Genomic DNA, 23232 nt, shown 5'->3' on the forward strand with positions numbered 1-23232 from the left:
GTTTGCGCCGGCAAGGCCGGTGATGTGCCCTCAGTTGCGTTCGGCCCAGAAGGCGGCGTTCTTGATGCCGAGCTTTTCGGGGTTGAAGGTGGGGTCCTTGCCGGCCTTCTTCTGCGCCTCGTAGTCCTTGAGGGCGAGCAGGGCGGGTTTCTGGATGATGAGGATGGCGATGATGTTGAGCCAAGCCATCAGGCCGACGCCGACGTCACCGAGGTCCCAGGCCGCGCCCGCGCTCTTGACCGAGCCGTAGGTGACCGCGGCCATGATGCCGATCTTGAGCACGAAGGACAGCCAGGGGCGGTGCACCTTGCGGTTGATGTAGGCGATGTTGGTCTCGGCCATGTAGTAGTAGGCGACGATGGTGGTGAAGGCGAAGAAGAACAGCGCCAGTGCGACGAAGGTCGAGCCGAAGCCGGGCAGCACCGATTCGACCGCCGCCTGGGTGTAGCCCGCGCCGGCCTCGACGCCGGGCAGACCGTTGGCGAGCATCGAGCCGTCAGGTGCCTTGACGTTGTACATGCCGGTCGAGAGCAGCATGAAGGCGGTGGCCGAACACACGAAGAGGGTGTCGATATACACCGAGAAGGCCTGCACATAACCCTGCTTGGCCGGGTGCGAGACCTCGGCGGCGGCGGCCGGATGCGGGCCGGTACCCTGGCCGGCCTCGTTCGAATAGACCCCGCGCTTGACACCCCACTGCACCGCCATGCCCAGCACCGCCCCGAAACCGGCCTCCAGGCCGAAGGCGCTCTTGAAGATCAGCGCGATCATCGAGGGCAGGTGATCGATGTTCAGCAGCACGATCACCAGCGCCACGAGGATGTAGGCGAGCGCCATGAAGGGCACCACGATCTCGGCGAACAGCGCGATGCGCTTGACCCCGCCGAAGATGATGAAGCCGAGCAGGATGACGATGCAGGCGGCGCTCACCGCGGTATCGACCCCCCAGGCGTTGGCCAGCCCCGAAGCGATGCTGTTGGCCTGCACGCCGGGCAGCAGGAGGCCGGTGGCGATCACCGTGGCGACCGCGAAGATCCAGGCATACCACTTCTGGCCCATGCATTTCTCGATGTAGTAGGCCGGGCCGCCGCGGTACATGCCGTCGTCGTCGCGCTCCTTGTAGATCTGGGCGAGGGTCGATTCGACATAGGCGGTGGAGGCGCCCAGGAAGGCCACCATCCACATCCAGAACACCGCGCCGGGGCCGCCGAAGGTGATGGCGGTGGCCACGCCGGCGATGTTGCCGGTGCCGACCCGTCCGGACAGTGACATGGCCAGCGCCTGGAAGGACGAGACGCCCGACTCGGAGCTCTTGCCGGAGAACATCAGGCGGATCATCTCGCCAAAGCCACGCACCTGCATGAAGCGGGTGCGGATCGAGAAGTACAGGCCGGTGCCCAGGCACAGGTAGATCAGGGCCGGGCTCCAGATGATGCCGTTGAGCATGCTGACGAATTCGTTCATTTTCTTGCTCCCTTGGATTCTTGGGCCTTTGGGCGGTCAGGTGGGGGTGACGAGTGCAATGGCTTCGATCTCGACGCGTGCGCCGGTCGGAAGGGCCGCGACCTGGACAGTAGAGCGGGCCGGACGGTGTTCGCCGAAACGTCGTGCAAAGACGGTGTTCATGGCCGCGAACTCGCCGAGGTCGGTCATGAACACGGTGACCTTGACGACCTTGCCGAGGCTGCTGCCCTGGCTCTCGAGGATCGCGGAGAGGTTATCGAAGACCTGTTCGGTCTGGGCAGCGATGTCGCCCTTGAGCTTGCTGCCGTCGGCACGCAGGGGGATCTGCCCGGAAGTGAAAATCATGCCTCCGGTAACCATGGCCTGTGAGTAGGGCCCGATTGCCTGCGGTGCGGTGGGGGTTGAAACGATCTTCATGTGTGGTTCTCTCCGATGGTCTTGGGGGTTAGCGATAGCGGGCCAGGGTCAGGCCCTCCATGTCGATTTCGGGCGTCTTGCCGCTGATCAGATCGGCCATCACGCGACCGGTACCGGCGGCCATGGTCCACCCCAGCGTGCCGTGACCGGTGCTGAGGTAGAGATTGGTGAAGGGGCTGGCGCCGATGATCGGCGTGCCGTCCGGCGTCATCGGCCGCAGGCCGGTCCAGAATTCCGCCTTGGCGACGTCACCGCCGCGCGGGAACAGGTCGCTGACCACGAATTCCAGGGTCTTGCGCCGGGACGTGTCGAGGCGCAGATCGTAGCCCGACAGCTGGGCGGTGCCACCGACGCGGATGCGATCGCCCAGACGGGTGACCGCTACCTTGTGGGTTTCGTCCATGATGGTCGATTCGGGGGCGAACTCGGGCTGGCTGATCGGCACGGTGATCGAGAAGCCCTTGACCGGATAGATTGGCAGATCGATGCCGAGTGGCTTGGCGAGCAGCGGCGAGTAGCTGCCCAGTGCGAGGATGTAGCGGTCGGCAGTGAGCAGCCCTCGGTCGGTGCTGACGCCGGTGATTTCGGTGCCGCTTCGCTCGATGCTGCTGATATTGACCCCGAAACGGAATTTCACGCCGAGCGCCTCGGCCATCTTTGCGAGATTCCGGGTGTATTTGAAGCAGTCGCCGGTTTCGTCGCCGGGCAGGCGCAGCGCGCCGACGAATTTCTCCTTGACCAGCGCCAGTGCCGGCTCGTGCTCGAGATAGCCGGAGCGGTCGAGTACCTGGAAGGGCACACCGTATTGCTGCAGGATCTCGACGTCCTTGCCGACCCCGTCGAGCTGCTTCTGGGTGCGGAACAGCTGCAGCGTGCCCTGGCTGCGCTCGTCGTAGGCGATGCCGGTCTCGGCGCGCAGCGCCTTGAGGCAGTCGCGGCTGTATTCGGCGAGGCGCACCATGCGGCTCTTGTTGATCCGGTAGCGCGCCTCGGTACAGTTGGCCAGCATCGACATGCCCCAGCGCCACATCGCCGGGTCGAGCATCGGCTTGATCACCAGCGGGCTGTGATGCATCAGCATCCACTTGATCGCCTTCAGCGGTACGCCGGGGCCCGCCCAGGGGGCCGAGTAGCCGGGAGAGACTTCGCCGGCATTGGCGAAGCTGGTTTCCATGGCCGGCGCGGCCTGCCGATCCACCACCGTGACCTCGTGACCTGCGCGGGCCAGGTAGTAGGCCATCGAAACGCCGATTACCCCGCTGCCGAGTACCAGAACCTGCATCGCTTTTCCTCACGGTCGATCCAGACTCGGGATGGCCTGGCTGAAGCGTATTACGCAATTACGGTGCCAGTCTGGAAATGTGCTTAAAAAACAAGGTGTTGTTGAATTTTCATGGGCTGTGGCGTATGGCCGTTGTAGCGAAATCGATACAGATGATCCGTCTCGAACGGCGAATAAATCAATTGTCTTAATTAAAACAATCAGTTATATTTTTGTAACGAATTCATTGCGACGTATCGAAAAGGATACATGGCGTATGAGGATCGACGTCCATTTCACCGACCGTGTCGGCATTGCCCAGGAGATTCTCTCGGTGCTCGCGGTCCGCGCGCTCAATGTCGTCGCGGTGGAGGTCGATCCGCCCCACATCTACATCGATGTCCCCGATCTCTCCGAGTCCGGCTTTCGAATATTGCAGCAGGCCTTGCGTGCAGTGGATGGGGTGCAGGCCGTCACCGAACTGGCGATGCTGCCGGGCGTGCGGCGGCGGCTGTATCTCGATGCCCTGATGCGTGCGCTGGCCGACCCGGTGCTGGCGGTCGATCATCAGGGCGTGGTGCAGGTTGCGAACGGGGCGGCGGAGGCCGCGGCCGGTGTCAGCGGTGCGTCGCTGGTCGGGCAGCCGATCGACAGCTTGCTGGCTTCAAGCGGTCTTGCAGAGCGGCTCGCCGACAGCGGCTACCACCTGCCGCCCTGCGAAGTGGAGCTCGGAGGCGAATCCTTCCTGCTGGAAACGGTGCCGCTTGCCGAACAGGATGGTCGGGCGGTCGGGGCGGTGGCCACATTGCACGCGCCGCATCGGCTCGGCGAGCGTCTGAGCGCACTGCAGAATTTCGATGCGGGCGGCTTCGAGGCAATCCTCGGCGAGTCGCCGCCGCTGCAGCAACTCAAGCAGCGCGCTGCGCGCATGGCCGCGGTCGATGCGCCATTGCTGATCACCGGCGAGACCGGTACCGGCAAGGAACTCATTGCCCACGCCTGCCACACCGCGAGTTCGCGCAATGGCGAACCCTTCTTTGCGCTCAACTGCGCGGCAGTGCCCGAGAACCTGGCGGAAAGCGAGCTCTTCGGTTATGCACCGGGCGCCTTCTCCGGGGCGCTGCGCAGCGGCAAGCCCGGCCTGCTGGAACTGGCCGACGGGGGCACCGTGTTCCTCGACGAGATCGGCGAGATGTCGCCCTACCTGCAGGCCAAGCTGCTGCGATTTCTCAATGATGGCCGCTTCCGCCGGGTCGGAGGCGACCGCGAGATCGGGGTGGACGTGCGCATCATCAGCGCCACCCACCGCCAGCTCGAAAAGATGGTGGCCGAGGGGGCGTTCCGGCAGGATCTGCTGTTCCGGCTCAATGTGCTGCATCTCGATGTACCACCGCTGCGGGCGCGACCCGACGACATCCTTCCGCTGGCGCGGCATTTCGTGGCGCGCGCCTGCGCCCAGGCCGGTCAGCCGGTGGCACGGCTCACCGGTGCGGCCTCCGCGGCCCTGCTGACCAACCCGTGGCCGGGCAACGTGCGTCAATTGCAGAACGTGATTTTCAGGGCGGTGACGATGGCGGAGACGCCAGTGATCGATGCACCGGCGCTGGAACTGGCCGGTGCGGCTTCCGGCGGGCCCGAGTCGATGCTCGGTGCCGACTCGCTCGAAGCGGCGGTGGCGGGCTTCGAAAAGGCACTGCTTTCGCGGCTCTATCTCGAGTTCCCATCTACCCGACTGCTCGCCCGGCGCCTGGCGACCTCGCATTCGGCGATTGCCATGCGGCTGCGCAAATACGGAATAGGGCGCGGCTGAGGGCCTTCCCCGTGCATTCCCGTCCGTGCAGTGTGCGATACCGTGGCACATCGACAGACTGGTAGAATTCGCGGCTTGTCCAAGCTGCCACAGGAAAATTGCCGTGCAGATCGTCTGTCTCGACCTCGAAGGGGTTCTCGTTCCCGAAATCTGGATCGAATTTGCCGAACGCACCGGCATTTCCGAACTGCGTCGCACCACTCGTGACGAGCCGAATTACGACACCCTGATGAAATACCGGCTCGACATCCTTGCCCGCAACAAGCTTGGATTGCCGGATATCCAGGCGGTGATCGCAAGCATGGGGCCGATGCCGGGGGCGCGGACCTTCCTCGATGCGCTGCGCGAGAGCTACCAGGTGATCATCCTCTCCGACACCTTCTACGAGTTTGCCAAGCCGCTGATGCTGCAACTGGGTCTGCCGACCCTGTTCTGCCACAGCCTCGAGGCCGACGAGAACGGGGTGCTGGTCAATTACCACCTGCGCATGCCCGACCAGAAGCGCGAAGCGGTCAAGCGTTTCAAGGAGCTCAATTTCACCGTGGTGGCGGCTGGCGACTCCTACAACGACACCGCGATGCTCGGCGAAGCGCATGGCGGCATCCTGTATCGCCCGCCCGAGAACGTGGTGCGCGAGTTCCCGCAGTATCCCGTTACCCGCGACTATGACGCCCTGCGGGTCGAGATCGACCGCGCCTTCGCCCGACAGTGATGTTTCCGGGGCGCGATCCGGCGCCCCGCCCGTCGGCCCCCCTCATGGAAAGCAACCAGATCATGCACCGCGAACGTTTCTACACCCTGTCCGCCTCCTGTCCCGACCGCACCGGCATCGTCGCCAGAGTGTCGGGTTTCATCGCGGAGCACCGGGGCTGGATTCTCGAAACCGCACTCCATGCGGAGCCGGCAGTGGACGCCGAACATCGTGGTCGCTATTTCATGCGCATCGAGATCCGTGCCGACTCACTGCCCTTCATGCTCACCGAGTTCCGCGAGCGCTTCGCGCCGATTGCGGCGGAACTCGAGATGGACTGGAAGATCACCGACAGCGCGGTCAAGAAGCGGGTGGTGGTGCTGGTCTCGAAACAGGAACACTGCCTCTACGACCTGTTGGCGCGCTGGCAGTCGAAAGAACTCGACATCGAGATTCCCTGCGTGATCTCCAACCACGATACCTTCCGTGGTTTCGTGGAGTGGCACGGTATCCCCTTCCATCACGTACCGGTCACGCCGGACAACAAGGCGCGGGCCTACGCCGAGGTGCAGCGGATCTTCGACGAAGTGCGCGGCGATACCATGGTGCTGGCGCGCTACATGCAGATTCTCTCGCCCGAGCTGTGCGCCGGCTACCCCGGCCGCATCATCAACATCCATCACAGCTTTCTGCCGAGTTTCGTCGGCGCCAAGCCCTACCACCAGGCCTACGCCAAGGGCGTCAAGCTGATCGGTGCCACCTGCCACTACGTGACCGCCGATCTCGACCAGGGGCCGATCATCGAGCAGGACGTGATCCGCATCGACCACTCCGACTCGGTGGAGGACATGGTCCGCTACGGCAAGGACATCGAAAAGGCAGTGCTGGCCCGTGGTCTGCGTTACCACCTCGAGGACCGGGTGCTGGTGCATGGCAACAAGACGGTGGTGTTCCGCTGAGCGCCTCTCGCTGATCGCCGGGAAGCGCCGTCCCGGTCTTTGCCCGATGCGCTTGCGCAGGCGGCCCGATTCCGGCTCAGTGTCGCGGGGCGCTCTTTTCCACCCGCCCGCGCAGGGCCGCGAGCTTGACGTACAGCGTGCTGCGCGAGATGCCCAGCGTTCTCGCCGCCCGCGAGATGTTGCCCTGGGCATTCGAGATCGCGGCGAGGATGGCCTGCTGCTCGAGGTCTTCGAGGCGCGTGCCGCTCATTGCGGCAGGCGCCGCCGCAATCTCCGCCTGTGCGCTTGAACGCAACTCGTCGGGCAGCAGCGCATGGTCGATCATGCCGCTGTCGCTGAGCGCAAATACGCCTTCGAAGACGTTCTGCAGTTCACGGACGTTGCCCGGCCAGTGGTAATGCAGAAATGCCTGCCTCACCTCCGCCGTGAGCGCCTTTGTCGGGCAGCCGTACTTGCAGGCCAGCCGCTCGTTGAGATGGTCCACGATGCGCGTGATGTCGTCCGGTCGCTCGCGCAGTGCCGGCAGGCGGACGGTGGTCACGCAGAGCCGGTGGAACAGGTCTTCGCGGAAGCGTCCTGCGCTCACTTCACCGCGCAGGTCGCGGTTGGTGGCGGCGATGATGCGGACCGTCACATGGCGCTCGCGCGTATCGCCCATGCGTACCACGATCCCGTCCTGCAGGACGCGCAGCAGGTGCGGCTGCATGTCGAGCGGCAGTTCGCCGATTTCGTCAAGGAACAGGGTCCCCTGGTCGGCCAGCTCGAACTTGCCCGGCAGGCCGTGGCGGCGCGCGCCGGTGAAGGCGCCTTCGACGTAGCCGAACAGCTCGCTGGCAAGCAGTTCGCGGGTCAGGGCACCGCAATTGACCGCAACGAACGGCGCCTCCGGTTTCTCGCCGGCCTTGTGGATGGCGCGCGCGAAGACCTCCTTGCCGACGCCGGTCTCGCCGAGCAGCATGACCGGTAGGTCGAGCTGGGCGAGGCGGCGTGCGCGGGATTTCGCGGCCAGCAGCGCTTCCGACGATCCGATGATTTCGGCAAAGGGGTCATCGTCCGGGGTGGCGGTCCGGCGGGGTGACGTCTCCAGGCGCGTGGCGAGCGGCGGATTGCTGCTCGCGTGATGCAGCGGGACCACGACGATGCTGCCGTAGGCACCGCTCGTCGAGCCCACGACATGGACCCATTCGCCGCGCAGCCAGCGCGGCATCCGGATCGCGCGTTCGCCCGCGGGTAACTCCAGATCCAGCGCTTCGAGCTGCCCCGTGGCGGTCAGCGGGACCTGCACGCCATGCTGCTCGCGCGCCTCCTGGAGCCGCCCATTGCTTTTGAGCAAACGACCACGCGGATCGAAGAGCATCACGCAGTCGTTGCTGTAGCGCACGAAGCAGTCCATCGATTGCTCGAGCAGACGGGCGCGAAGGTCGCGTTCGCGACTCGCGAACATTGCCTTGATCTGCTTGGCTGCGGCGATGACCAGACCGAGGCTGTGACCGTGGAAGGTGTCCTTCACGCCCGAGACGTCGATCACGCCGAGCAGTGTGCTGCCGGTGGGGTCGAGAATTGGCGCCGCGGCACAGGTCCAGCGCTTGACGTCCAGGCAGTAGTGTTCGCTGGCGTAGATCTGCACTGGCCCGAATGCGGCGATTGCGGTGCCGATCGCATTGGTGCCCATCACGTTCTCGTCCCAGCGTCCGCCCCGCGCCAGATTCACGCGCTCGCCGGCATGGCGTGTCCGCGAATCGCCGTGGAGGTCGATGATCGTGCCGCCGGGGTCGGTGAGCATGATGATGCTGCCCGATTCCCGCAGGACCTCCTGCAGGCTGATCAAGACCGGACGCGCAGCCTCCTGCAGCTGTCGATGCTTTTCCTGCAGCAGCTTGACACCGTCGTCGTCCGCGGCCGGCGCACTGCTGCGGGTGGGGTCGACTGCCTCGGTGCGGCAGCGCCGCCACGACTCCAGGACGACCTCGCGCACCGGTGCCCCGACGAGCGGATCGTTGTGTACGAACCGCTCCCAGGATTCGGCAACCGCCTTTTCGTTACCGGTCTGGGGGATCAGCGGGTGGGAGTGATGCATGTTGCGCCTGGTATGGCCCTGTAGCGGGAATGGGGATTCCGAATCGGGGAAAACTAATGCCTTTGTGCCGTGACGTCAACAAAAGGCTTTTAAGATCAATGGCTTGTGCGATGCAGCATGAGGCTTTGGAAGTGTCCGGATTCCGGACACCCGGACACATTTGTCCAGACTCCAGACAGTTCGACAGCTTGTCGGAGATTGCGATTCCAACCCGATAAAAAATTTTAAGACGTTGATTCAATTTGCGATTGTCGCTCGATTTTGCATCGCCGGCCCGAACTGGAACGCCGCTTGCGGTATTGGCCACCGGGGATAACCCGGTCGCTTGAGACGGCCTGCCGGCCCGCAGTCGCGGGGGGCGGACAGGACTCAAGGTCCAACACACCAATGACAGGAGGCGACATGCAAGTCCAGGACTCAACCGTACAGGTGATGGGCATCGATGCCGGTGGCACGATGACTGACACCTTCTTTGTTCGCGCCGACGGGCGCTTCGTGGTGGGCAAGGCACAGAGCAATCCGGGGGATGAATCCCTGGCGATCTTCAATTCATCCGAAGATGCGCTGGCCCACTGGAACCGCACGGTGGACGACGTCTACCCGGAGCTGGCGACCTGTGTCTATTCCGGCACCGCCATGCTCAACCGCATCCTCATGCGCAAGGGTCTCGATGTCGGTCTGATCTGCAATCGCGGCTTCGAACAGATCCATTCCATGGGTCGCGCCCTGCAGAGCTACCTCGGCTATGCGCTGGAAGACCGTATCCACCTCAACACCCACCGCTACGACGAGCCGCTGGTGCCGGTGTCGCGTACCCGCGGCGTCACCGAGCGCACCGACGTGCAGGGCAAGGTCGTGATTCCGCTGCGCGAGGAAGAAGTGCGCCAGGCGGTACGCGAACTGGTGGAGGTGGGTTCGCAGGCGATCGTGATCTGCCTGCTGCAGTCCCACAAGAACGAGGCCAGCGAGCAGCGCGCCCGTGATCTCGCGATCGATGAGCTGCAGAAGCTCAAGGTGGACATTCCGGTCTTTGCGTCGGTGGATTACTACCCGTCGCGCAAGGAAAGCCACCGCATGAACACCACCATTCTCGAAGCCTATGGTGCCGAGCCGTCGCGCCAGACGCTCAAGAAGGTGAGCGACCGCTTCAAGAAGCACGGTGCCAAGTTCGACCTGCGGGTGATGGCCACGCACGGTGGCACGATCAGCTGGAAGGCCAAGGAACTCGCCCGCACCATCGTCTCCGGCCCGATCGGCGGCGTGATCGGTTCCAAGTTGCTCGGTGAATACCTCGGCGACGAAAACATTGCCTGCTCCGACATCGGCGGCACCAGCTTCGACGTGGCGCTGATCACCAAGGGCAATTTCGCGATCAAATCCGATCCGGACATGGCCCGCCTGGTGCTTTCGCTGCCGCTGGTGGCGATGGATTCGGTGGGTGCCGGTGCCGGCAGCTTCGTGCGTCTCGATCCGTACAGCAAGTCGATCAAGCTCGGTCCGGACAGTGCCGGTTACCGCGTCGGCACCTGCTGGCCGGACAGCGGACTCGACACGGTTTCGGTGTCGGACTGCCACGTCGTGCTGGGCTACCTCAACCCCGAGAACTTCCTCGGCGGTGCGATCAAGCTCGACGTGCAGCGCGCCCGCGATCACATCAAGGCGCAGATCGCCGATCCGCTCGGCCTGTCGGTCGAAGACGCGGCAGCCGGCGTCATCGAGCTGCTCGACCTCACCCTGTCGGAATACCTGCGCGCCAACATCAGCGCCAAGGGCTACAACCCGGCCGAGTTCACCTGCTTCTCCTACGGCGGCGCCGGCCCGGTCCATACCTACGGCTACACCGAAGGCGTGGGTTTCAAGGATGTCGTGGTGCCTGCCTGGGCGGCCGGTTTCTCCGCCTTCGGCTGCGCCTGCGCCGATTTCGAGTACCGCTACGACAAATCGGTCGACCTCGGGGTCGCGCAGTTTGCCAGCGATGAAGAGAAGGCCGCGGCCTGCGTCAGCCTGCAGGAAGCCTGGAGCGAGCTGGCGGTGAAGGTCATCGAAGAGTTCGTGATCAACGGCTACAAGGCCGAAGACGTGATGCTGATCCCAGGCTACAAGATGCAGTACATGGGCCAGCTCAACGACCTCGAGATCGTCTCGCCCGTTTCTACCGCTGCGACCGCTGACGACTGGAACCGGATCATCGAGACCTTCGAGACCACCTACGGCCGCGTCTATGCCAATTCCGCGCGTTCGCCGGAGCTCGGCTTCTCGATTACCGGCGCGATCCTGCGCGGCATGGTGGTGACCCAGAAGCCGGTGCTGCCGGAGGATCCGGATGCCGGTCCGACCCCGCCGAAGGAAGCCTACCTCGGTACCCGTCCGTTCTATCGCCACAAGAAGTGGGTGGAAGCAACGCTGTGGAAGATGGAATCGCTCAAGGCCGGCAACCACATCGTCGGCCCCGCGATCATCGAATCCGACGCTACGACCTTCGTCGTGCCGGACGGCTTCGAGACGACCATCGACAAGCATCGCCTGTTCCATCTCAAAGAAGTCAAGTGAGGAGACAAGACATGAACATGATGAGCCAGAAGGAAATCGGCATCGGCAACCTGCTCAGGAACGGCCTGACCCTCAAGCAGAACCGCGATGCAATCATTGCCCGTACCAAGGAGACCGGCTACTACGACGGTCTGGAAAAGCTCGAGCTGCGTGACAGCGATCCGATCGGTTACGAGAAACTGTTCTCCAAGCTGCGCGGTGGCCTGGTGCACGCACGGGAAACCGCCAAGAAGATCGCGGCCAGCCCGATCGTCGAGCAGGAAGGCGAGCTCTGCTTCACGCTGTACAACGCCGCCGGCGACTGCGTCCTGACTTCGACGGGGATCATCATCCACGTCGGCACCATGGGTGCGGCGATCAAGTACATGATCGAGAACAACTGGGAGGCGAACCCGACCATCAACCCCGGTGACATGTTCACCACCAATGACTGCGCCATCGGCAACGTGCACCCCTGCGACATCGCCACCATCGTGCCGATCTTCTGGGAAGGCAAGCTGATCGGCTGGGTCGGCGGCGTCACCCACGTGATCGACACCGGCGCGGTCACCCCGGGCTCGATGTCCACCGGCCAGACCCAGCGCTTCGGCGACGGCTACATGGTGACCTGCCGCAAGACCGGCGTGAACGACGAGCCGCTGCGCGACTGGCTGCACGAGTCGCAGCGTTCGGTGCGTACGCCCAAGTACTGGATCCTCGACGAGAAGACCCGTATCGCCGGCTGCCACATGATCCGCGAGCTGGTCGAGGACGTGATCCGTGCCGATGGCCTCGAAGCCTACGAGAAGTTCTCGCACGAAGTGATCGAGGAGGGCCGCCGTGGCCTGATGAGCCGCATCAAGGCGATGACTCTGCCGGGCAAGTACCGCAAGGTGTCCTTCGTCGATGTGCCCTACAAGCATGAGGACGTGCAGGTTTCCAACGCCTTCGCCAAGCTCGACTCGATCATGCACTCGCCCTGCGAGATGACCATCAAGCCGGACGGCAAGTGGCGCCTCGACTTCGAAGGTGCGAGCCGCTGGGGCTGGCACACCTTCAATGCCCACCAGGTGGCCTTCACCTCGGGTATCTGGGTGATGATGTGCCAGACTCTGGTGCCGACCCAGCGCATCAACGATGGCGCCTACTACGCCACCGAGTTCCATCTGCCCAAGGGCACCTGGTGCAACCCGGACGACCGCCGCACCGGCCATGCCTATGCCTGGCACTTCCTGGTCTCGGGCTGGGCCGCACTGTGGCGCGGCCTCGGCCAGTCCTACTTCAGCCGCGGCTACCTCGAGGAGGTCAATGCCGGCAACGCCAATACTTCCAACTGGCTGCAGGGTGGCGGTATCAACCAGGATGGCGAGATTCACGCGGTGAACAGTTTCGAAGCTTCCAGCTGTGGCACCGGTGCCTGTGCGGTCAAGGACGGCCTCAACCATGCCGCTGCGATCTGGAACCCCGAAGGCGACATGGGCGATATCGAGATCTGGGAAATGGCCGAGCCGCTCCTCTATCTGGGTCGCAACGTCAAGGCCAACTCTGGTGGCTACGGCAAGTACCGCGGGGGTTGCGGTTTCGAGACGCTGCGCATGGTGTGGAATGCCCAGGACTGGACGATGTTCTTCATGGGCAACGGCTTCATGAACAGCGACTGGGGCATGATGGGCGGCTATCCTTCGGCCACCGGCTATCGCTTCGAGGCGCACAAGACCGGTCTCGAGCATCGCATCGCCATCGGTGACTCCCTGCCCCTGGGCGGTGACATCGACCCGTCGGAGCCGGACTACGAGCGTCACCTCGATGCTACCGCCGTGGTCAAGCGCGACAAGCAGTGCGTCACCACCGAGGACTGCTATGACAACCACGACCTGTACCTGAACTACCTGCGTGGCGGCCCGGGCTTCGGCGATCCGATCGATCGCGAGCCCAAGGCCATCGAGAAGGACCTCAACCAGAAATTCCTGCTGCCGGAGTATGCGCAGAAGGTCTACGGCGCGGTGTTCAGCCAGGATGCCAAGGGCGTGTTCACTGTCGATGAGGCCAAGACCAAGGCTCGCCGCGCCGAAATGCGCAAGGAGCGCCTGGCCCGTGCCCTTCCGACCCGCGAGTGGATGAAGGAAGAGCGCGAACGCATCATCAACAAGCACGCATCGGTGCAGGTCCAGCACATGTTCGCCACCAGCTTCGCGCTGTCGGAGAAATTCACCAAGGAGTTCAAGGCCTTCTGGAACCTGCCCGCTGACTGGCAGTTGCTGGAAGAAGACCTTGGCGTGCCGACCTACGGTTCCAAGCACCGCATGGATCTCTCGCTGATGCCCGACGTCACGACCGTTGTCCAGGTCGAAGAGTGACCTCCATCCAAACGACTACCTGAATCAAGGAGCAAGAAATGTCTTCTACATACACGAACGAGCAGGTCGCTCACCTGGTGGATGGCTCGCTGGACTGGGAAACGACTTTTCGCATGCTGTCGATGCCCAAGGACAACAGCCGTTTCCAGCAGTACATCGACGCCCTGCAGAAAAAGGTGAGCTTCAAGGACCGCATCGTTCTGCCGCTCGGACCGCACATGCACATCGTGCAATCGGCGAAGACCAAGCAGTGGGTCATCAAGTGCGATTGTGGCCACGAGTTCTGCGATTACCGCGAGAACTGGAAGCTGCACGCGGCAATTTATGTGCGCGACACCGAAGAGGCGATGACCGAGGTCTATCCGAAGTTGATGGCGCCCGATACCCAGTGGCAGGTCTACCGCGAGTACTACTGCCCGACCTGCGGTGCGATGCACGACGTCGAGGCACCCACCCCGTGGTATCCGGTGATCCACGACTTCGAGCCCGACATCGAAGCCTTCTACAAGGAATGGGTGAATCTGCCGGTCCCCGAACGGGCTGACTGAGCACTGACGTGAGCGGGGCGCGGAATTCTCCGCGCCCCTTTTTTTATACCTCATCAAATCGATTCGGGGACTGCGAGACATGAACAAGAAATATGCCAATAGCAAAGCCGCGCTCGACGGCCTGCTCTTCGACGGCATGACTGTCGCCGCCGGAGGCTTCGGCCTTTGCGGCATTCCGGAAAACCTGATCGGCGCGTTGCTGGACGCCGGCACGCGCGAACTGACCATCGTCGGCAACAATGCGGGGGTCGACGACTTCGGCATGGGACCGCTGCTCAAGACGCGCCAGGTGAAGAAGGTGGTCGCCTCCTACGTTGGCGAAAACAAGGAGTTCGAGCGTCAGGTGCTGGCCGGCGAACTGGAGCTTGAGCTGGTACCGCAGGGTACGCTGGCAGAACGCCTGCGTGCCGGAGGCGCCGGCATTCCGGGGTTCTATACGCGAACCGCTTATGGGACCCTGCTGGCCAAGGACAAGGAGACGCGCGAATTCGAGGGCCTGAATTACGTTCTCGAGCCTGCCATCCGCGCTGACCTGTCGATCGTCAAGGCCTGGCGGGGGGATCGCGCCGGCAACCTGGTGTTTCGCAAGACTGCACGCAATTTCAATCCGATGATCGCCACCTGCGGACGCGTCACGGTTGCGGAAGTCGAAGAACTGGTGGACGTCGGCGAGCTGGATCCCGACCAGATCCATGTGCCGGGCATCTACGTCGACCGCATCATCCAGGGGGCGGATTACCAGAAGCGCATCGAGTTCCGGACCACCGCTGGCGCCGCGGCGCCCGGCAAGCATGACCCCGTCCGCGAACGCATGGCGCGCAGGGCGGCGCAGGAGTTGCGCAACGGTTACTACGTGAATCTCGGCATCGGCATCCCGACCCTTGTCGCCAACCACATACCGGACACCATCCAGGTCATCCTGCAGTCGGAAAACGGCCTGCTCGGCATCGGCCCCTTTCCGCCGGACGATCAGGTCGATGCCGACCTGATCAACGCCGGCAAGCAGACTATTACCAGCATTCCAGGCAGCAGCTTCTTCTCGAGCGCGGATTCGTTCGCGATGATCCGGGGTGGCCACGTGGATCTGTCCATCCTTGGCGGGCTGGAGGTCTCGGAACGGGGCGACCTGGCCAACTGGATGGTGCCGGGCAAGATGGTCAAGGGGCCCGGTGGCGCCATGGACCTGGTATCGGGCGTCGGGCGCGTCATCGTTCTGATGGAACACACTGCCAGGGACGGTTCGCCAAAGATCCTTCGCCACTGCAATCTTCCGCTCACCGGAAAGGGTGTGGTGGACATGATCATCACCGACCTCTGCGTTTTCGATGTCCAGGACGGGGGTGGTCTGTCTCTGATCGAACTGCACCCGGGGGTCACGCTCGACGAAGTGAGGGCGAAGACGGGCTGCCCGTTTACGGTGCCTGGCACGATGGCCTGGCGGCTTTCGCCGGACTGGCTTGCCGACGAGGATCGGGAGACCTGTTAGGGGTTTCGGCGGCGGGGGAGCGTGGAGGGAACCGGCCGCGATCACCGGCCCGAATGAAAAACGGGGCACCCGAAGGTGCCCCGTTTGCTTTCCGACTTTCCCGGAGGGTTCAGCGTACGTAAGCCGCTTCGCCGTGGGAGGTGATGTCGAGACCCTCGCGTTCCTCTTCTTCCGGCACGCGCAGCCCGATGATCATATCGGTGATCTTGTAGGCGATGAAGGCCACCACCGCAGACCACACGATGGTGATCACCACGCCTTCGGCCTGGATGACGATCTGGCTGGCGATCGAGAAGTCCTCACCGCCGGTGCCGCCCAGGGAGGGGGAGGTGAACACACCGGTGAGGATCGCACCGAGGATACCGCCAAGGCCATGCACGCCGAACACGTCGAGCGAGTCATCCACGCCGAGCATGTGCTTGAGGCCGGTCACACCCCACAGACACACCACGCCGGAGATCAGTCCGAGCACGATGGCGCCCATCGGGCCGACGCTGCCGCAGGCCGGGGTGATCGCCACCAGGCCGGCAACTGCACCGGAAGCGGCGCCGAGCATCGAGGCCTTGCCCTTGATCACCGATTCAGCCGCACACCACGACAGCACCGCGGCAGCCGTTGCGAACAGGGTGTTGATGAAGGCCAGGGTTGCGCCAGCGGTCGATTCGAGGTTGGAACCGGCGTTGAAGCCGAACCAGCCCACCCACAGCATCGAGGCTCCGACCATGGTCAGCGTCAGCGAGTGCGGTGCCATCGATTCCTTGCCGTAGCCGATACGCTTGCCGAGCACGATCGCACCCACCAGGCCCGCCACACCGGCGTTGATATGCACCACGGTACCGCCAGCGAAGTCGAGTGCACCCTTGTCGAGCAGGTAGCCGCCTGCGCCCCACACCATGTGGGCAATCGGGATGTAGCAGAAGGTGAACCAGATGACCGAGAACAGCAGCACCGCGCTGAACTTGATGCGTTCCGCGAAGGAACCGACGATCAGCGCGCAGGTGATGCCAGCGAAGGTGCACTGGAAGGCGATGAAGATGTACTCGGGCAGCTTGACCGTATCGGTGAACGTGTCTGCCAGCGAGTCGATCGTCACGCCCTTGAGGAAGAGCTTGTCGAGCCCGCCGATGATCGTGCCTTCGCCGCCGAATGCGAGGCTGTAGCCATAGACCGCCCACAGCACCGAGATCAGCGAGAACACCACCATCACCTGCATCAGCACCGACAGCATGTTCTTCGAGCGCACCAGGCCACCGTAGAACAGTGCCAGGCCGGGCAGGGCCATGAACAGCACGAGCAGGGTCGAGACCATCATCCAGGAGACGTCGCCCTTGTTCACCTCGACAGCCGGTGCAGCGGCAGGCGCTTCGGCGGCAGGCGCCGCGGCAGCGGGCGTCGCCACTTCCACGGCGACCGCTTCGGTTACGACGGCGGGTTCGCTCGCAGGCGGAGTTTCGTCCGCCCAACTGCCTCCCGACAGGCTGACCGCACAGGCAGTCAGCAAGATTGCAAACAGTTTCTTCATTTCCTTATCCCCTTTCGTCCTTTGCTCACAGCGCGTCTTCGTCGTTTTCGCCAGTGCGGATACGCACGACTTGCTGGAGGTCGAATACAAAGATCTTGCCGTCACCGATCTTCCCGGTGCGGGCCGATTTCTCGATCGCTTCCACCGCCTGCTCGAGCTGATCCTCGCGAACGGCGGCCTCGATCTTCACCTTGGGCAGGAAATCGACGACATATTCGGCGCCGCGGTAGAGTTCGGTGTGGCCCTTCTGGCGACCGAAGCCTTTCACTTCGGTCACGGTGATGCCCTGTACGCCGATCTCCGAGAGCGCTTCGCGCACTTCGTCAAGCTTGAAGGGCTTGATGACTGCAACTACGAATTTCATGGTGGTATTCCTCTCCGGGACACGGAGCCCCGGAGGGGCTCCACTGCACTGTGCTGATTAGAAGGACTTCGTGACCGAGAAGACGACGCGCTGGTCGGCGTTGTCATCGCTACCGTTGAGGTCGGTATCGATGTAGGCGAGTCCGAAGCCGAACCCTGCATACTCGGTCGATACGCCAAGCTTCCAGTCGTTGTAGGAGGTGCCGTTCTCAACCTTCTGGCGGCCCACGTGGGCGCCCAGGGTGAATGCGCCGACCGGGTAGGAGGCCGACAGGTCGTAGTACTGGCTGCCGTCGGAATCGGGAATGCCGAACAGGTCGGTGAAGGCGTGCGAGAACTTGAAGCTCAGGAATTTCCAGCTGGCACCCAGGTAGAGTTCGGTGGTGTCGGGGGTCTTGCCGCCGATCTTGCCGCCCGGATACACGTATTGCAGCACGCCGACGTCGTAGCCGAAGTCGCCCATCGCGGCCTTGTAGCCACCGTAGACGTCGACTTCGGTGCCGCCCTTGTCGAGCCAGTCGATGCTCGAGCCCCAGACGCCGGCGTACAGGCCGCTGGCGTGCGAGTAGTCGAAGCCGCCCTGGACGGCCATGTTCTCGTTGGTCTGGCTGTAGCCGCGATAAACGTAGTCGGAAACGAAGCCGACGTTGGCGCTGACGCTGTGGGGGCTGTCTTCGGCCATTGCGGGCGCGGCACCGACAAACGGCAGGGCTGCCAGTACAGAGAGGGTGATCAGGGATTTCCGCATGTTTTTCTCCTGGATGAGTGAGTTGCTGTGGCTCCTCCTAAGCGGAAATCGTGCCAGTTGGGAAAGTTTCAAAAAAACAGTGTGTTGCATAAAGGATGGCAAATGGTGCATTGCACCATGCACCGACAGATTGCGATTTCGGAGGCTTGTGCACCAAAGTGGTGCATGCACCGATCGAGTGCAGGCTGCGCTTTCCCTGACGGTGTCGCGTCATGGCCGCGTGCTAGAATCCGGCCCATCAAAAGTTCTTCCGGAGTGCATCCATGGTCGGCCCGCGTCTGTTCGATGAAATCGGCAACAAACTGTCCGAACTCGTGGCGAACAGCCCGGCCAAGGATCTCGAGCGCAACGTGAAGGCCGTGCTGTCGAGCGGTTTCAACAAGCTCGATCTGGTGACGACCGAGGATTTCGAGATACAGCGGGATCTGTTGCTGCGTACGCGTGAAAAGCTCGAGGCGCTGGAGCAGCGGGTTGCCGGTCTTGAGGCGGAACTGGCCAAACTGCGTAGTGCGGGTGCCGACGGGCTCGAAGTCGACTGATCGGTAGCGCTACGCCGCTCCCGGATGCGAGGGGCAGACGACTTCTTCCTTCCTCCGGAACGGCGCGCGGCGAATGCCTTGCCAGGGTATTTCCGATCTCCGGCTGAATCCATGCCTCATCCAGGATCCTGATTCGCGATGCACAAGCGCAGACTTTCGGTCGCTCCGATGCTGGACTGGACCGACCGTTTCTATCGGCATTTCGCCCGCCTGATCAGTCGTCATACTTGGCTCTATACCGAGATGGTGACCACGGGCGCGCTGATCCACGGCGATCGTCAGCGCTTTCTGCGTTTCGATCCGATCGAAAACCCACTTGCCTTGCAACTCGGCGGTAGTGAGCCGGTCGATCTCGCCCGTTGTGCGAGGATGGCCGAGCAATGGGGTTACGACGAGGTCAACCTGAACGTCGGTTGTCCATCCGAGCGCGTCCAGTCGGGGGCCTTCGGCGCCTGCCTGATGGCGGAGCCGGATCTCGTCGCGGATTGCCTGAAGGCGATGCAGGATGCGGTGTCCATTCCGGTCACCGTGAAGCACCGTATCGGGATCGACCAGATCGAGGGTTACGATTACCTGCGCGACTTCGTGGCAACCGTGGCAAGGCGGGCGGAATGCAGGGTCTTCATCGTCCACGCCCGAAATGCGATTCTCAAGGGGCTTTCGCCCAAGGAGAATCGCGAGATACCGCCCCTCAAGTATCCCTACGTACACCGCCTGAAGCAGGAGTTCGCCGAACTCGAGATCGTCATCAATGGCGGTTTCAGCAGATGGGTCGACATCGAGGGCCAGCTCGGACAGGTCGACGGGGTCATGATCGGCCGCGAGGCGTACCACAACCCGTGGATCCTGGCCGAGGCGGACCGGCGGGTCTTTGGCGACGATCATCCGTTACCGGAACGGGCCGACGTGATTGAGCAGCTGATGCCCTTTGTCGAGGCCGAGGTCGCCGCAGGCGTGCCGCTCAAGCACATCGCGCGCCATTTGCTCGGCCTCTACCAGGGGCTGCCGGGTGCGCGAAGCTGGCGCCGGATGTTGTCCGATCATGCTCTGCTCAAAAGCAACGATCCGGCCCTGCTGCTGCGCGCGGTGGACGAAGTCGAAAAGGCGATACGCTCTGCCGCCTGATCCATTCATGCCTTTGGGATATGCATGACAGGTTCATGAAAGATAGAATCGGCCTTTTGCCGATCGCCTACCGACCCGATGTCCCTTGCTCAAGTCCGCAGCCGTGCGCTGGATGGCATGAATGCCCCGGTGGTGATCGTGGAAGCGCATCTGGCCAATGGCCTGCCGGCATTCAGCCTGGTGGGGCTGGCCGATACCGAAGTGCGCGAAGCACGCGATCGGGTCCGCGCCGCCCTGCAGACCGCCTGCTTCGAATTTCCACAACGGCGCATCACGGTCAATCTCGCACCGGCCGATCTGCCCAAGGAAGGCGGTCGATTCGACCTGCCGATTGCGGTCGGCATTCTGGTCGCGTCGGGACAGCTTGAAGGCAAGCGCCTGGACGAATACGAGTTTGTCGGCGAACTGTCTCTGTCCGGGCAGTTGCGCCCGGTGCGCGGTGTGCTGGCGATGGCATGCCAGGCGGTGCGTGAGGCGCGCACGCTCATCGTTCCGGCGGAGAATGCCGCGGAGGCCGCACTCGTGCCGGGGCTGCGCATCCTTTGCGCATCGACCTTGCTGGAGGTGTGTGCTCACCTCAACGGGGTGACCGAAATCACCCCCTATGCGGGCGAAGCGGTGCAGCGAGCCAGGCCCTATCCCGATCTCGCCGACGTAAAGGGGCAGGCGCAGGCGCGCCGTGCGCTCGAGATCGCCGCTGCGGGCCTGCATTCGATCCTGATGTTCGGCCCGCCGGGCAGTGGCAAGTCGATGCTGGCGGCGAGGCTTCCCGGTCTCTTGCCCGCCATGGACGAGACCGGTGCGTTACAGAGCGCCGCGATTCTCTCCCTGGATGGCCAGTTCGATCCGGCGATGCTTGGCGTGCGACCTTTCTTGAGTCCGCATCACTCCTCTTCGTCCGCCGCACTGATTGGTGGCGGCACGATTCCCCGGCCTGGAGAGATATCCCGTTCGCATGAAGGCGTGCTCTTCCTCGACGAACTCCCCGAATTCGACCGGCGTGTTCTCGAAGCGCTGCGCGAGCCGCTCGAGACCGGCGAGGTCACGATTTCGCGGGCGGCTCGACGGGCGACCTTCCCGGCGCGCTTCCAGCTCGTGGCGGCAATGAATCCTTGCCCGTGCGGATTTCTCGGCGACCCGCGCGGACGCTGCCGCTGCACGCCGGAACAGGTCAGCCGCTACCGTGGCAAGCTCTCCGGCCCCCTGCTCGATCGTATCGATCTGGTCATCGAGGTGCCGGCCCTGGCAGACGGCGAGCTGTTCAGCGCCGCGCCGGGTGAGTCTTCGGAGCAGGTCAGGGCGCGGGTGGAGGAGGCCTGGCAACGCCAGCTCGCGCGCCAGGGTTCGGCCAACAGTCGCCTCGCGGCCGGAAGTCTCGAACGGCATTGCCCCGCCAGCGTGGCCGCAAGCCGCCTCATGCAATCGGCGGTCACCCGGCTTGGACTGTCGGCCCGTGCCTGCCATCGCATCCTTCGTGTGGCGCGTACGATCGCCGATCTCGCCGGTGAGGCTCGGCTCGAAGCCGAGCATGTGGCCGAGGCGATCCAGTACCGGCGCGGAATCTGAGCTGCAGGGCTGCGCGCTTCTGCGCGATCATTACGCCCGGGCGCGGCAATATGCGGTCGGCAAGCGAGGTGGCCGCGGGTTACCATGGAGAACTACTCTTCCGCGAGCCCCGTCTTGCCTCTGCCCCATTCGCTTCTGGCACTGATCCTTGCTGCGCTGGCAACCATAGGTCCGTTTTCGATTGACACCTACCTGCCGGCCTTCCACGCGATTGCTGACGATCTCGGTGCGACCCAGGTCCAGGTCCAGCAGACCCTCGCCGCCTACATGCTGCCATTTGCCTTCATGGCGTTGTGGCATGGTGCCCTGTCGGATGCGCTCGGCCGCCGGCGCGTGCTGGTGGTGGCGATGCTGCTCTACAGCGTGGCTTCGGTGACGTGCATGCTCGCGCCATCGATCGAATGGCTGTGGATCGCGCGTGCATTGCAGGGCATGACTGCCGGTGCCGGGATGGTGGTGGGCCGGGCGGTGATTCGAGATCTGCTCGACGGTGCCGAGGCTCAGCGGCTGATGTCGCAGGTGACGATGATGTTCGCGCTCGCGCCTGCAGTGGCGCCACTGGTCGGCGGGGCGATACTCGCCTTTGGTGGCTGGCGGTCCATCTTCGCGTTTCTGGCGCTGTTCGGACTGTTGCTCGGATGGGTGTCGTGGAAGATGCTTCCCGAGACCTTGCCACAGGAGCGTCGCCAGAGCCTTCACCCGGTCAAGCTCGGCAAGGCTTACATGACGGTCTTCCTGCGCCTGCCCTTCTTCCTGCTGGTGATCGCGGTCGCCTGCAATTTCAACGGCTTCTTCATCTACGTTCTGTCGGCGCCGGCTTTCCTCATCGAGCACCTCGGTCGCTCCCCACAGGCGTTCGGCTGGTTGTTCGTGCCCGGCGTGATCGGCATGATGGCGGGTTCGATGCTTTCCGGGCGGGTTGCCGGCCGCTGGAGCCAGCCCCGTGCGATCGCCACTGGTTTCGTGGTGATGGGGGCCGCGGCAACGTTCAATGTGGCGCTGAACATGGCCTTGCCGCCGGCGCTGCCCTGGTCGGTGCTGCCGATCATGATCTACAACTTCGGTATGGCGCTGGCGATGCCGAGTCTGACCATCCTTGCGCTGGATCTCTTTCCGGCACGCAGGGGGCTAGCCTCGAGTTGCCAGAGCTTCACGCAGATGGCGTTCAACGCCTTTACCGCCGCAATCACGGCACCACTGCTGTGGGCCAGCACGCTCGGCCTCGCGCTCGGCATGAGCGCCTATCTGCTGCTGGGCTTCGGGGCGTTCGTGGCGTGGCGGCGGACCGGCGGGGTGCAGGCGTCCGGCGGCTGAGGGGCGCTGCGCTCAGCATTGCTCCCAAGGCAGGCCCTCGTGACGCCAGCCGTTGATCGAATTGCGATGGTGGCTGTCGTCGAGTTCGCCCTCGAAGCCGTGGCGAATGTTGTAAACCCGGCTGAAACCTGCGGCCTCGAGCGTTTTCGCAGCCTCTTCGGAACGGTTCCCACTGCGGCAGATCAGGACCACCGGGCGGTCACCCGAATGGCCGGCAAGCTTGCGCACCTCGCCGACGAAGTGCGGATTGATTTCCCAGTCCGGGCCATCGTGCCACGAGACATGGATGGCCCCTACCGGGTGGCCGACAAAGAGAAATTCCATCTCGCTGCGACAGTCGATGAAGAGCGCGCTCGGATTGTCATGCAGGAACTGGCTGGCTTCGACGGGATTCAGGTGTTGCATGCGTGTTCTTCTCCTTTCGGTCGGGCTCTGCCGTTCGAGACAGTAATGGCA

General features: G+C 63.5%; 19 protein-coding genes. 11 read left to right on the forward strand and 8 right to left on the reverse strand.

Going from position 1 to position 23232, the window contains the following annotated elements; all coding sequences use genetic code 11:
- Positions 1-30: 30 nt before the first annotated feature.
- Genes GQB03_RS05415 through GQB03_RS05425 form a run of 3 tightly spaced genes read right to left on the reverse strand, consistent with a single transcriptional unit; the run spans position 31 to position 3163 of the window.
- Positions 31-1464, reverse strand: a complete 1434-nt coding sequence (locus tag GQB03_RS05415) for an alanine/glycine:cation symporter family protein (protein WP_159685721.1) — start codon at positions 1462-1464, stop codon at positions 31-33.
- 36 nt (positions 1465-1500) lie between these two features.
- Entirely contained in the window at positions 1501-1881 is a 381-nt protein-coding gene (locus GQB03_RS05420; RefSeq protein ID WP_159685723.1) for a RidA family protein, read from the reverse strand.
- Positions 1882-1909: 28 nt separating this feature from the next.
- Positions 1910-3163, reverse strand: coding sequence for a D-amino acid dehydrogenase (locus tag GQB03_RS05425; RefSeq protein ID WP_159685726.1), 1254 nt, complete (start codon positions 3161-3163; stop codon positions 1910-1912).
- A 256-nt stretch (positions 3164-3419) separates the two neighbouring features.
- Between GQB03_RS05425 and GQB03_RS05430 the strand changes: the two genes are divergently transcribed.
- From GQB03_RS05430 to purU, 3 genes are all read left to right on the forward strand, one after another.
- Positions 3420-4952 (forward strand): sigma 54-interacting transcriptional regulator, encoded by a 1533-nt coding sequence (locus GQB03_RS05430; protein WP_159685729.1) that lies wholly within the window; start codon positions 3420-3422, stop codon positions 4950-4952.
- Positions 4953-5055: 103 nt separating this feature from the next.
- The gene (gene thrH / locus GQB03_RS05435) at positions 5056-5664 is read left to right on the forward strand and encodes a bifunctional phosphoserine phosphatase/homoserine phosphotransferase ThrH (protein WP_159685732.1); all 609 of its coding nucleotides are present in this window, start codon (positions 5056-5058) and stop codon (positions 5662-5664) included.
- A 62-nt stretch (positions 5665-5726) separates the two neighbouring features.
- Positions 5727-6602 (forward strand): formyltetrahydrofolate deformylase, encoded by an 876-nt coding sequence (gene purU, locus GQB03_RS05440; protein WP_159686254.1) that lies wholly within the window; start codon positions 5727-5729, stop codon positions 6600-6602.
- Between the two features lie 76 nt (positions 6603-6678).
- Here purU and GQB03_RS05445 read toward each other — a convergent pair whose 3' ends face one another.
- Positions 6679-8679 (reverse strand): sigma-54-dependent Fis family transcriptional regulator, encoded by a 2001-nt coding sequence (locus GQB03_RS05445; RefSeq protein WP_159685735.1) that lies wholly within the window; start codon positions 8677-8679, stop codon positions 6679-6681.
- 402 nt (positions 8680-9081) lie between these two features.
- Between GQB03_RS05445 and GQB03_RS05450 the strand changes: the two genes are divergently transcribed.
- The 4 genes from GQB03_RS05450 to GQB03_RS23615 all read left to right on the forward strand — a co-directional run bounded on the left by GQB03_RS05450 (position 9082) and on the right by GQB03_RS23615 (position 15599).
- Positions 9082-11229, forward strand: a complete 2148-nt coding sequence (locus GQB03_RS05450) for a hydantoinase/oxoprolinase family protein (protein ID WP_159685738.1) — start codon at positions 9082-9084, stop codon at positions 11227-11229.
- Positions 11230-11240: 11 nt separating this feature from the next.
- Entirely contained in the window at positions 11241-13565 is a 2325-nt protein-coding gene (locus GQB03_RS05455; protein ID WP_159685741.1) for a hydantoinase B/oxoprolinase family protein, read from the forward strand.
- 38 nt (positions 13566-13603) lie between these two features.
- Positions 13604-14113 carry an acetone carboxylase subunit gamma gene (locus GQB03_RS05460; RefSeq protein ID WP_159685744.1) on the forward strand — a complete coding sequence of 170 codons (510 nt, stop codon included), beginning with the start codon at positions 13604-13606 and terminating at the stop codon, positions 14111-14113.
- Between the two features lie 79 nt (positions 14114-14192).
- Entirely contained in the window at positions 14193-15599 is a 1407-nt protein-coding gene (locus GQB03_RS23615) for a 3-oxoacid CoA-transferase (protein ID WP_159685747.1), read from the forward strand.
- Between the two features lie 109 nt (positions 15600-15708).
- Here GQB03_RS23615 and GQB03_RS05470 read toward each other — a convergent pair whose 3' ends face one another.
- From GQB03_RS05470 to GQB03_RS05480, 3 genes are read right to left on the reverse strand one after another with little or no spacing between them, the layout of a single operon-like run.
- Positions 15709-17121 carry an ammonium transporter gene (locus GQB03_RS05470; protein ID WP_327516411.1) on the reverse strand — a complete coding sequence of 471 codons (1413 nt, stop codon included), beginning with the start codon at positions 17119-17121 and terminating at the stop codon, positions 15709-15711.
- A gap of 25 nt (positions 17122-17146) precedes the next feature.
- A complete protein-coding gene (gene glnK / locus GQB03_RS05475; RefSeq protein WP_159685750.1) occupies positions 17147-17485 on the reverse strand; it encodes a P-II family nitrogen regulator in 339 nt (112 codons plus the stop codon).
- A 57-nt stretch (positions 17486-17542) separates the two neighbouring features.
- A complete protein-coding gene (locus tag GQB03_RS05480) occupies positions 17543-18232 on the reverse strand; it encodes a TorF family putative porin (RefSeq protein ID WP_159685752.1) in 690 nt (229 codons plus the stop codon).
- A 263-nt stretch (positions 18233-18495) separates the two neighbouring features.
- Here GQB03_RS05480 and GQB03_RS05485 point away from each other — a divergent pair, with 263 nt between their 5' ends.
- The 4 genes from GQB03_RS05485 (at position 18496) to GQB03_RS05500 (ending at position 22776) form a co-directional block, all read left to right on the forward strand.
- Positions 18496-18771, forward strand: coding sequence for an accessory factor UbiK family protein (locus tag GQB03_RS05485; protein WP_159685755.1), 276 nt, complete (start codon positions 18496-18498; stop codon positions 18769-18771).
- A gap of 138 nt (positions 18772-18909) precedes the next feature.
- Positions 18910-19896, forward strand: coding sequence for a tRNA dihydrouridine(20/20a) synthase DusA (gene dusA, locus GQB03_RS05490; protein WP_159685757.1), 987 nt, complete (start codon positions 18910-18912; stop codon positions 19894-19896).
- A 78-nt stretch (positions 19897-19974) separates the two neighbouring features.
- The gene (locus GQB03_RS05495) at positions 19975-21462 is read left to right on the forward strand and encodes a YifB family Mg chelatase-like AAA ATPase (RefSeq protein ID WP_159685760.1); all 1488 of its coding nucleotides are present in this window, start codon (positions 19975-19977) and stop codon (positions 21460-21462) included.
- Between the two features lie 114 nt (positions 21463-21576).
- Entirely contained in the window at positions 21577-22776 is a 1200-nt protein-coding gene (locus GQB03_RS05500) for a multidrug effflux MFS transporter (RefSeq protein ID WP_407644532.1), read from the forward strand.
- 12 nt (positions 22777-22788) lie between these two features.
- Here the strand turns inward: GQB03_RS05500 and GQB03_RS05505 are convergent, their stop codons facing one another.
- The gene (locus tag GQB03_RS05505; protein ID WP_159685766.1) at positions 22789-23181 is read right to left on the reverse strand and encodes a rhodanese-like domain-containing protein; all 393 of its coding nucleotides are present in this window, start codon (positions 23179-23181) and stop codon (positions 22789-22791) included.
- Between the last annotated feature and the right edge of the window lie 51 nt (positions 23182-23232).

This window comes from Cognatazoarcus halotolerans (assembly GCF_009800965.1).
GTDB lineage: Bacteria > Pseudomonadota > Gammaproteobacteria > Burkholderiales > Rhodocyclaceae > Cognatazoarcus > Cognatazoarcus halotolerans.

Coding starts and splice junctions, on each gene's coding strand:
- GQB03_RS05415 (WP_159685721.1), bottom strand. CDS start 1,464: ATGAACGAATTCGTCAGCATGCTCAACGGCATCATCTGGAGCCCGGCC.
- GQB03_RS05420 (WP_159685723.1), bottom strand. CDS start 1,881: ATGAAGATCGTTTCAACCCCCACCGCACCGCAGGCAATCGGGCCCTAC.
- GQB03_RS05425 (WP_159685726.1), bottom strand. CDS start 3,163: ATGCAGGTTCTGGTACTCGGCAGCGGGGTAATCGGCGTTTCGATGGCC.
- GQB03_RS05430 (WP_159685729.1), top strand. CDS start 3,420: ATGAGGATCGACGTCCATTTCACCGACCGTGTCGGCATTGCCCAGGAG.
- purU (WP_159686254.1), top strand. CDS start 5,727: ATGCACCGCGAACGTTTCTACACCCTGTCCGCCTCCTGTCCCGACCGC.
- GQB03_RS05445 (WP_159685735.1), bottom strand. CDS start 8,679: ATGCATCACTCCCACCCGCTGATCCCCCAGACCGGTAACGAAAAGGCG.
- GQB03_RS05450 (WP_159685738.1), top strand. CDS start 9,082: ATGCAAGTCCAGGACTCAACCGTACAGGTGATGGGCATCGATGCCGGT.
- GQB03_RS05455 (WP_159685741.1), top strand. CDS start 11,241: ATGAACATGATGAGCCAGAAGGAAATCGGCATCGGCAACCTGCTCAGG.
- GQB03_RS05460 (WP_159685744.1), top strand. CDS start 13,604: ATGTCTTCTACATACACGAACGAGCAGGTCGCTCACCTGGTGGATGGC.
- GQB03_RS23615 (WP_159685747.1), top strand. CDS start 14,193: ATGAACAAGAAATATGCCAATAGCAAAGCCGCGCTCGACGGCCTGCTC.
- GQB03_RS05470 (WP_327516411.1), bottom strand. CDS start 17,121: ATGAAGAAACTGTTTGCAATCTTGCTGACTGCCTGTGCGGTCAGCCTG.
- glnK (WP_159685750.1), bottom strand. CDS start 17,485: ATGAAATTCGTAGTTGCAGTCATCAAGCCCTTCAAGCTTGACGAAGTG.
- GQB03_RS05480 (WP_159685752.1), bottom strand. CDS start 18,232: ATGCGGAAATCCCTGATCACCCTCTCTGTACTGGCAGCCCTGCCGTTT.
- GQB03_RS05485 (WP_159685755.1), top strand. CDS start 18,496: ATGGTCGGCCCGCGTCTGTTCGATGAAATCGGCAACAAACTGTCCGAA.
- dusA (WP_159685757.1), top strand. CDS start 18,910: ATGCACAAGCGCAGACTTTCGGTCGCTCCGATGCTGGACTGGACCGAC.
- GQB03_RS05495 (WP_159685760.1), top strand. CDS start 19,975: ATGTCCCTTGCTCAAGTCCGCAGCCGTGCGCTGGATGGCATGAATGCC.
- GQB03_RS05505 (WP_159685766.1), bottom strand. CDS start 23,181: ATGCAACACCTGAATCCCGTCGAAGCCAGCCAGTTCCTGCATGACAAT.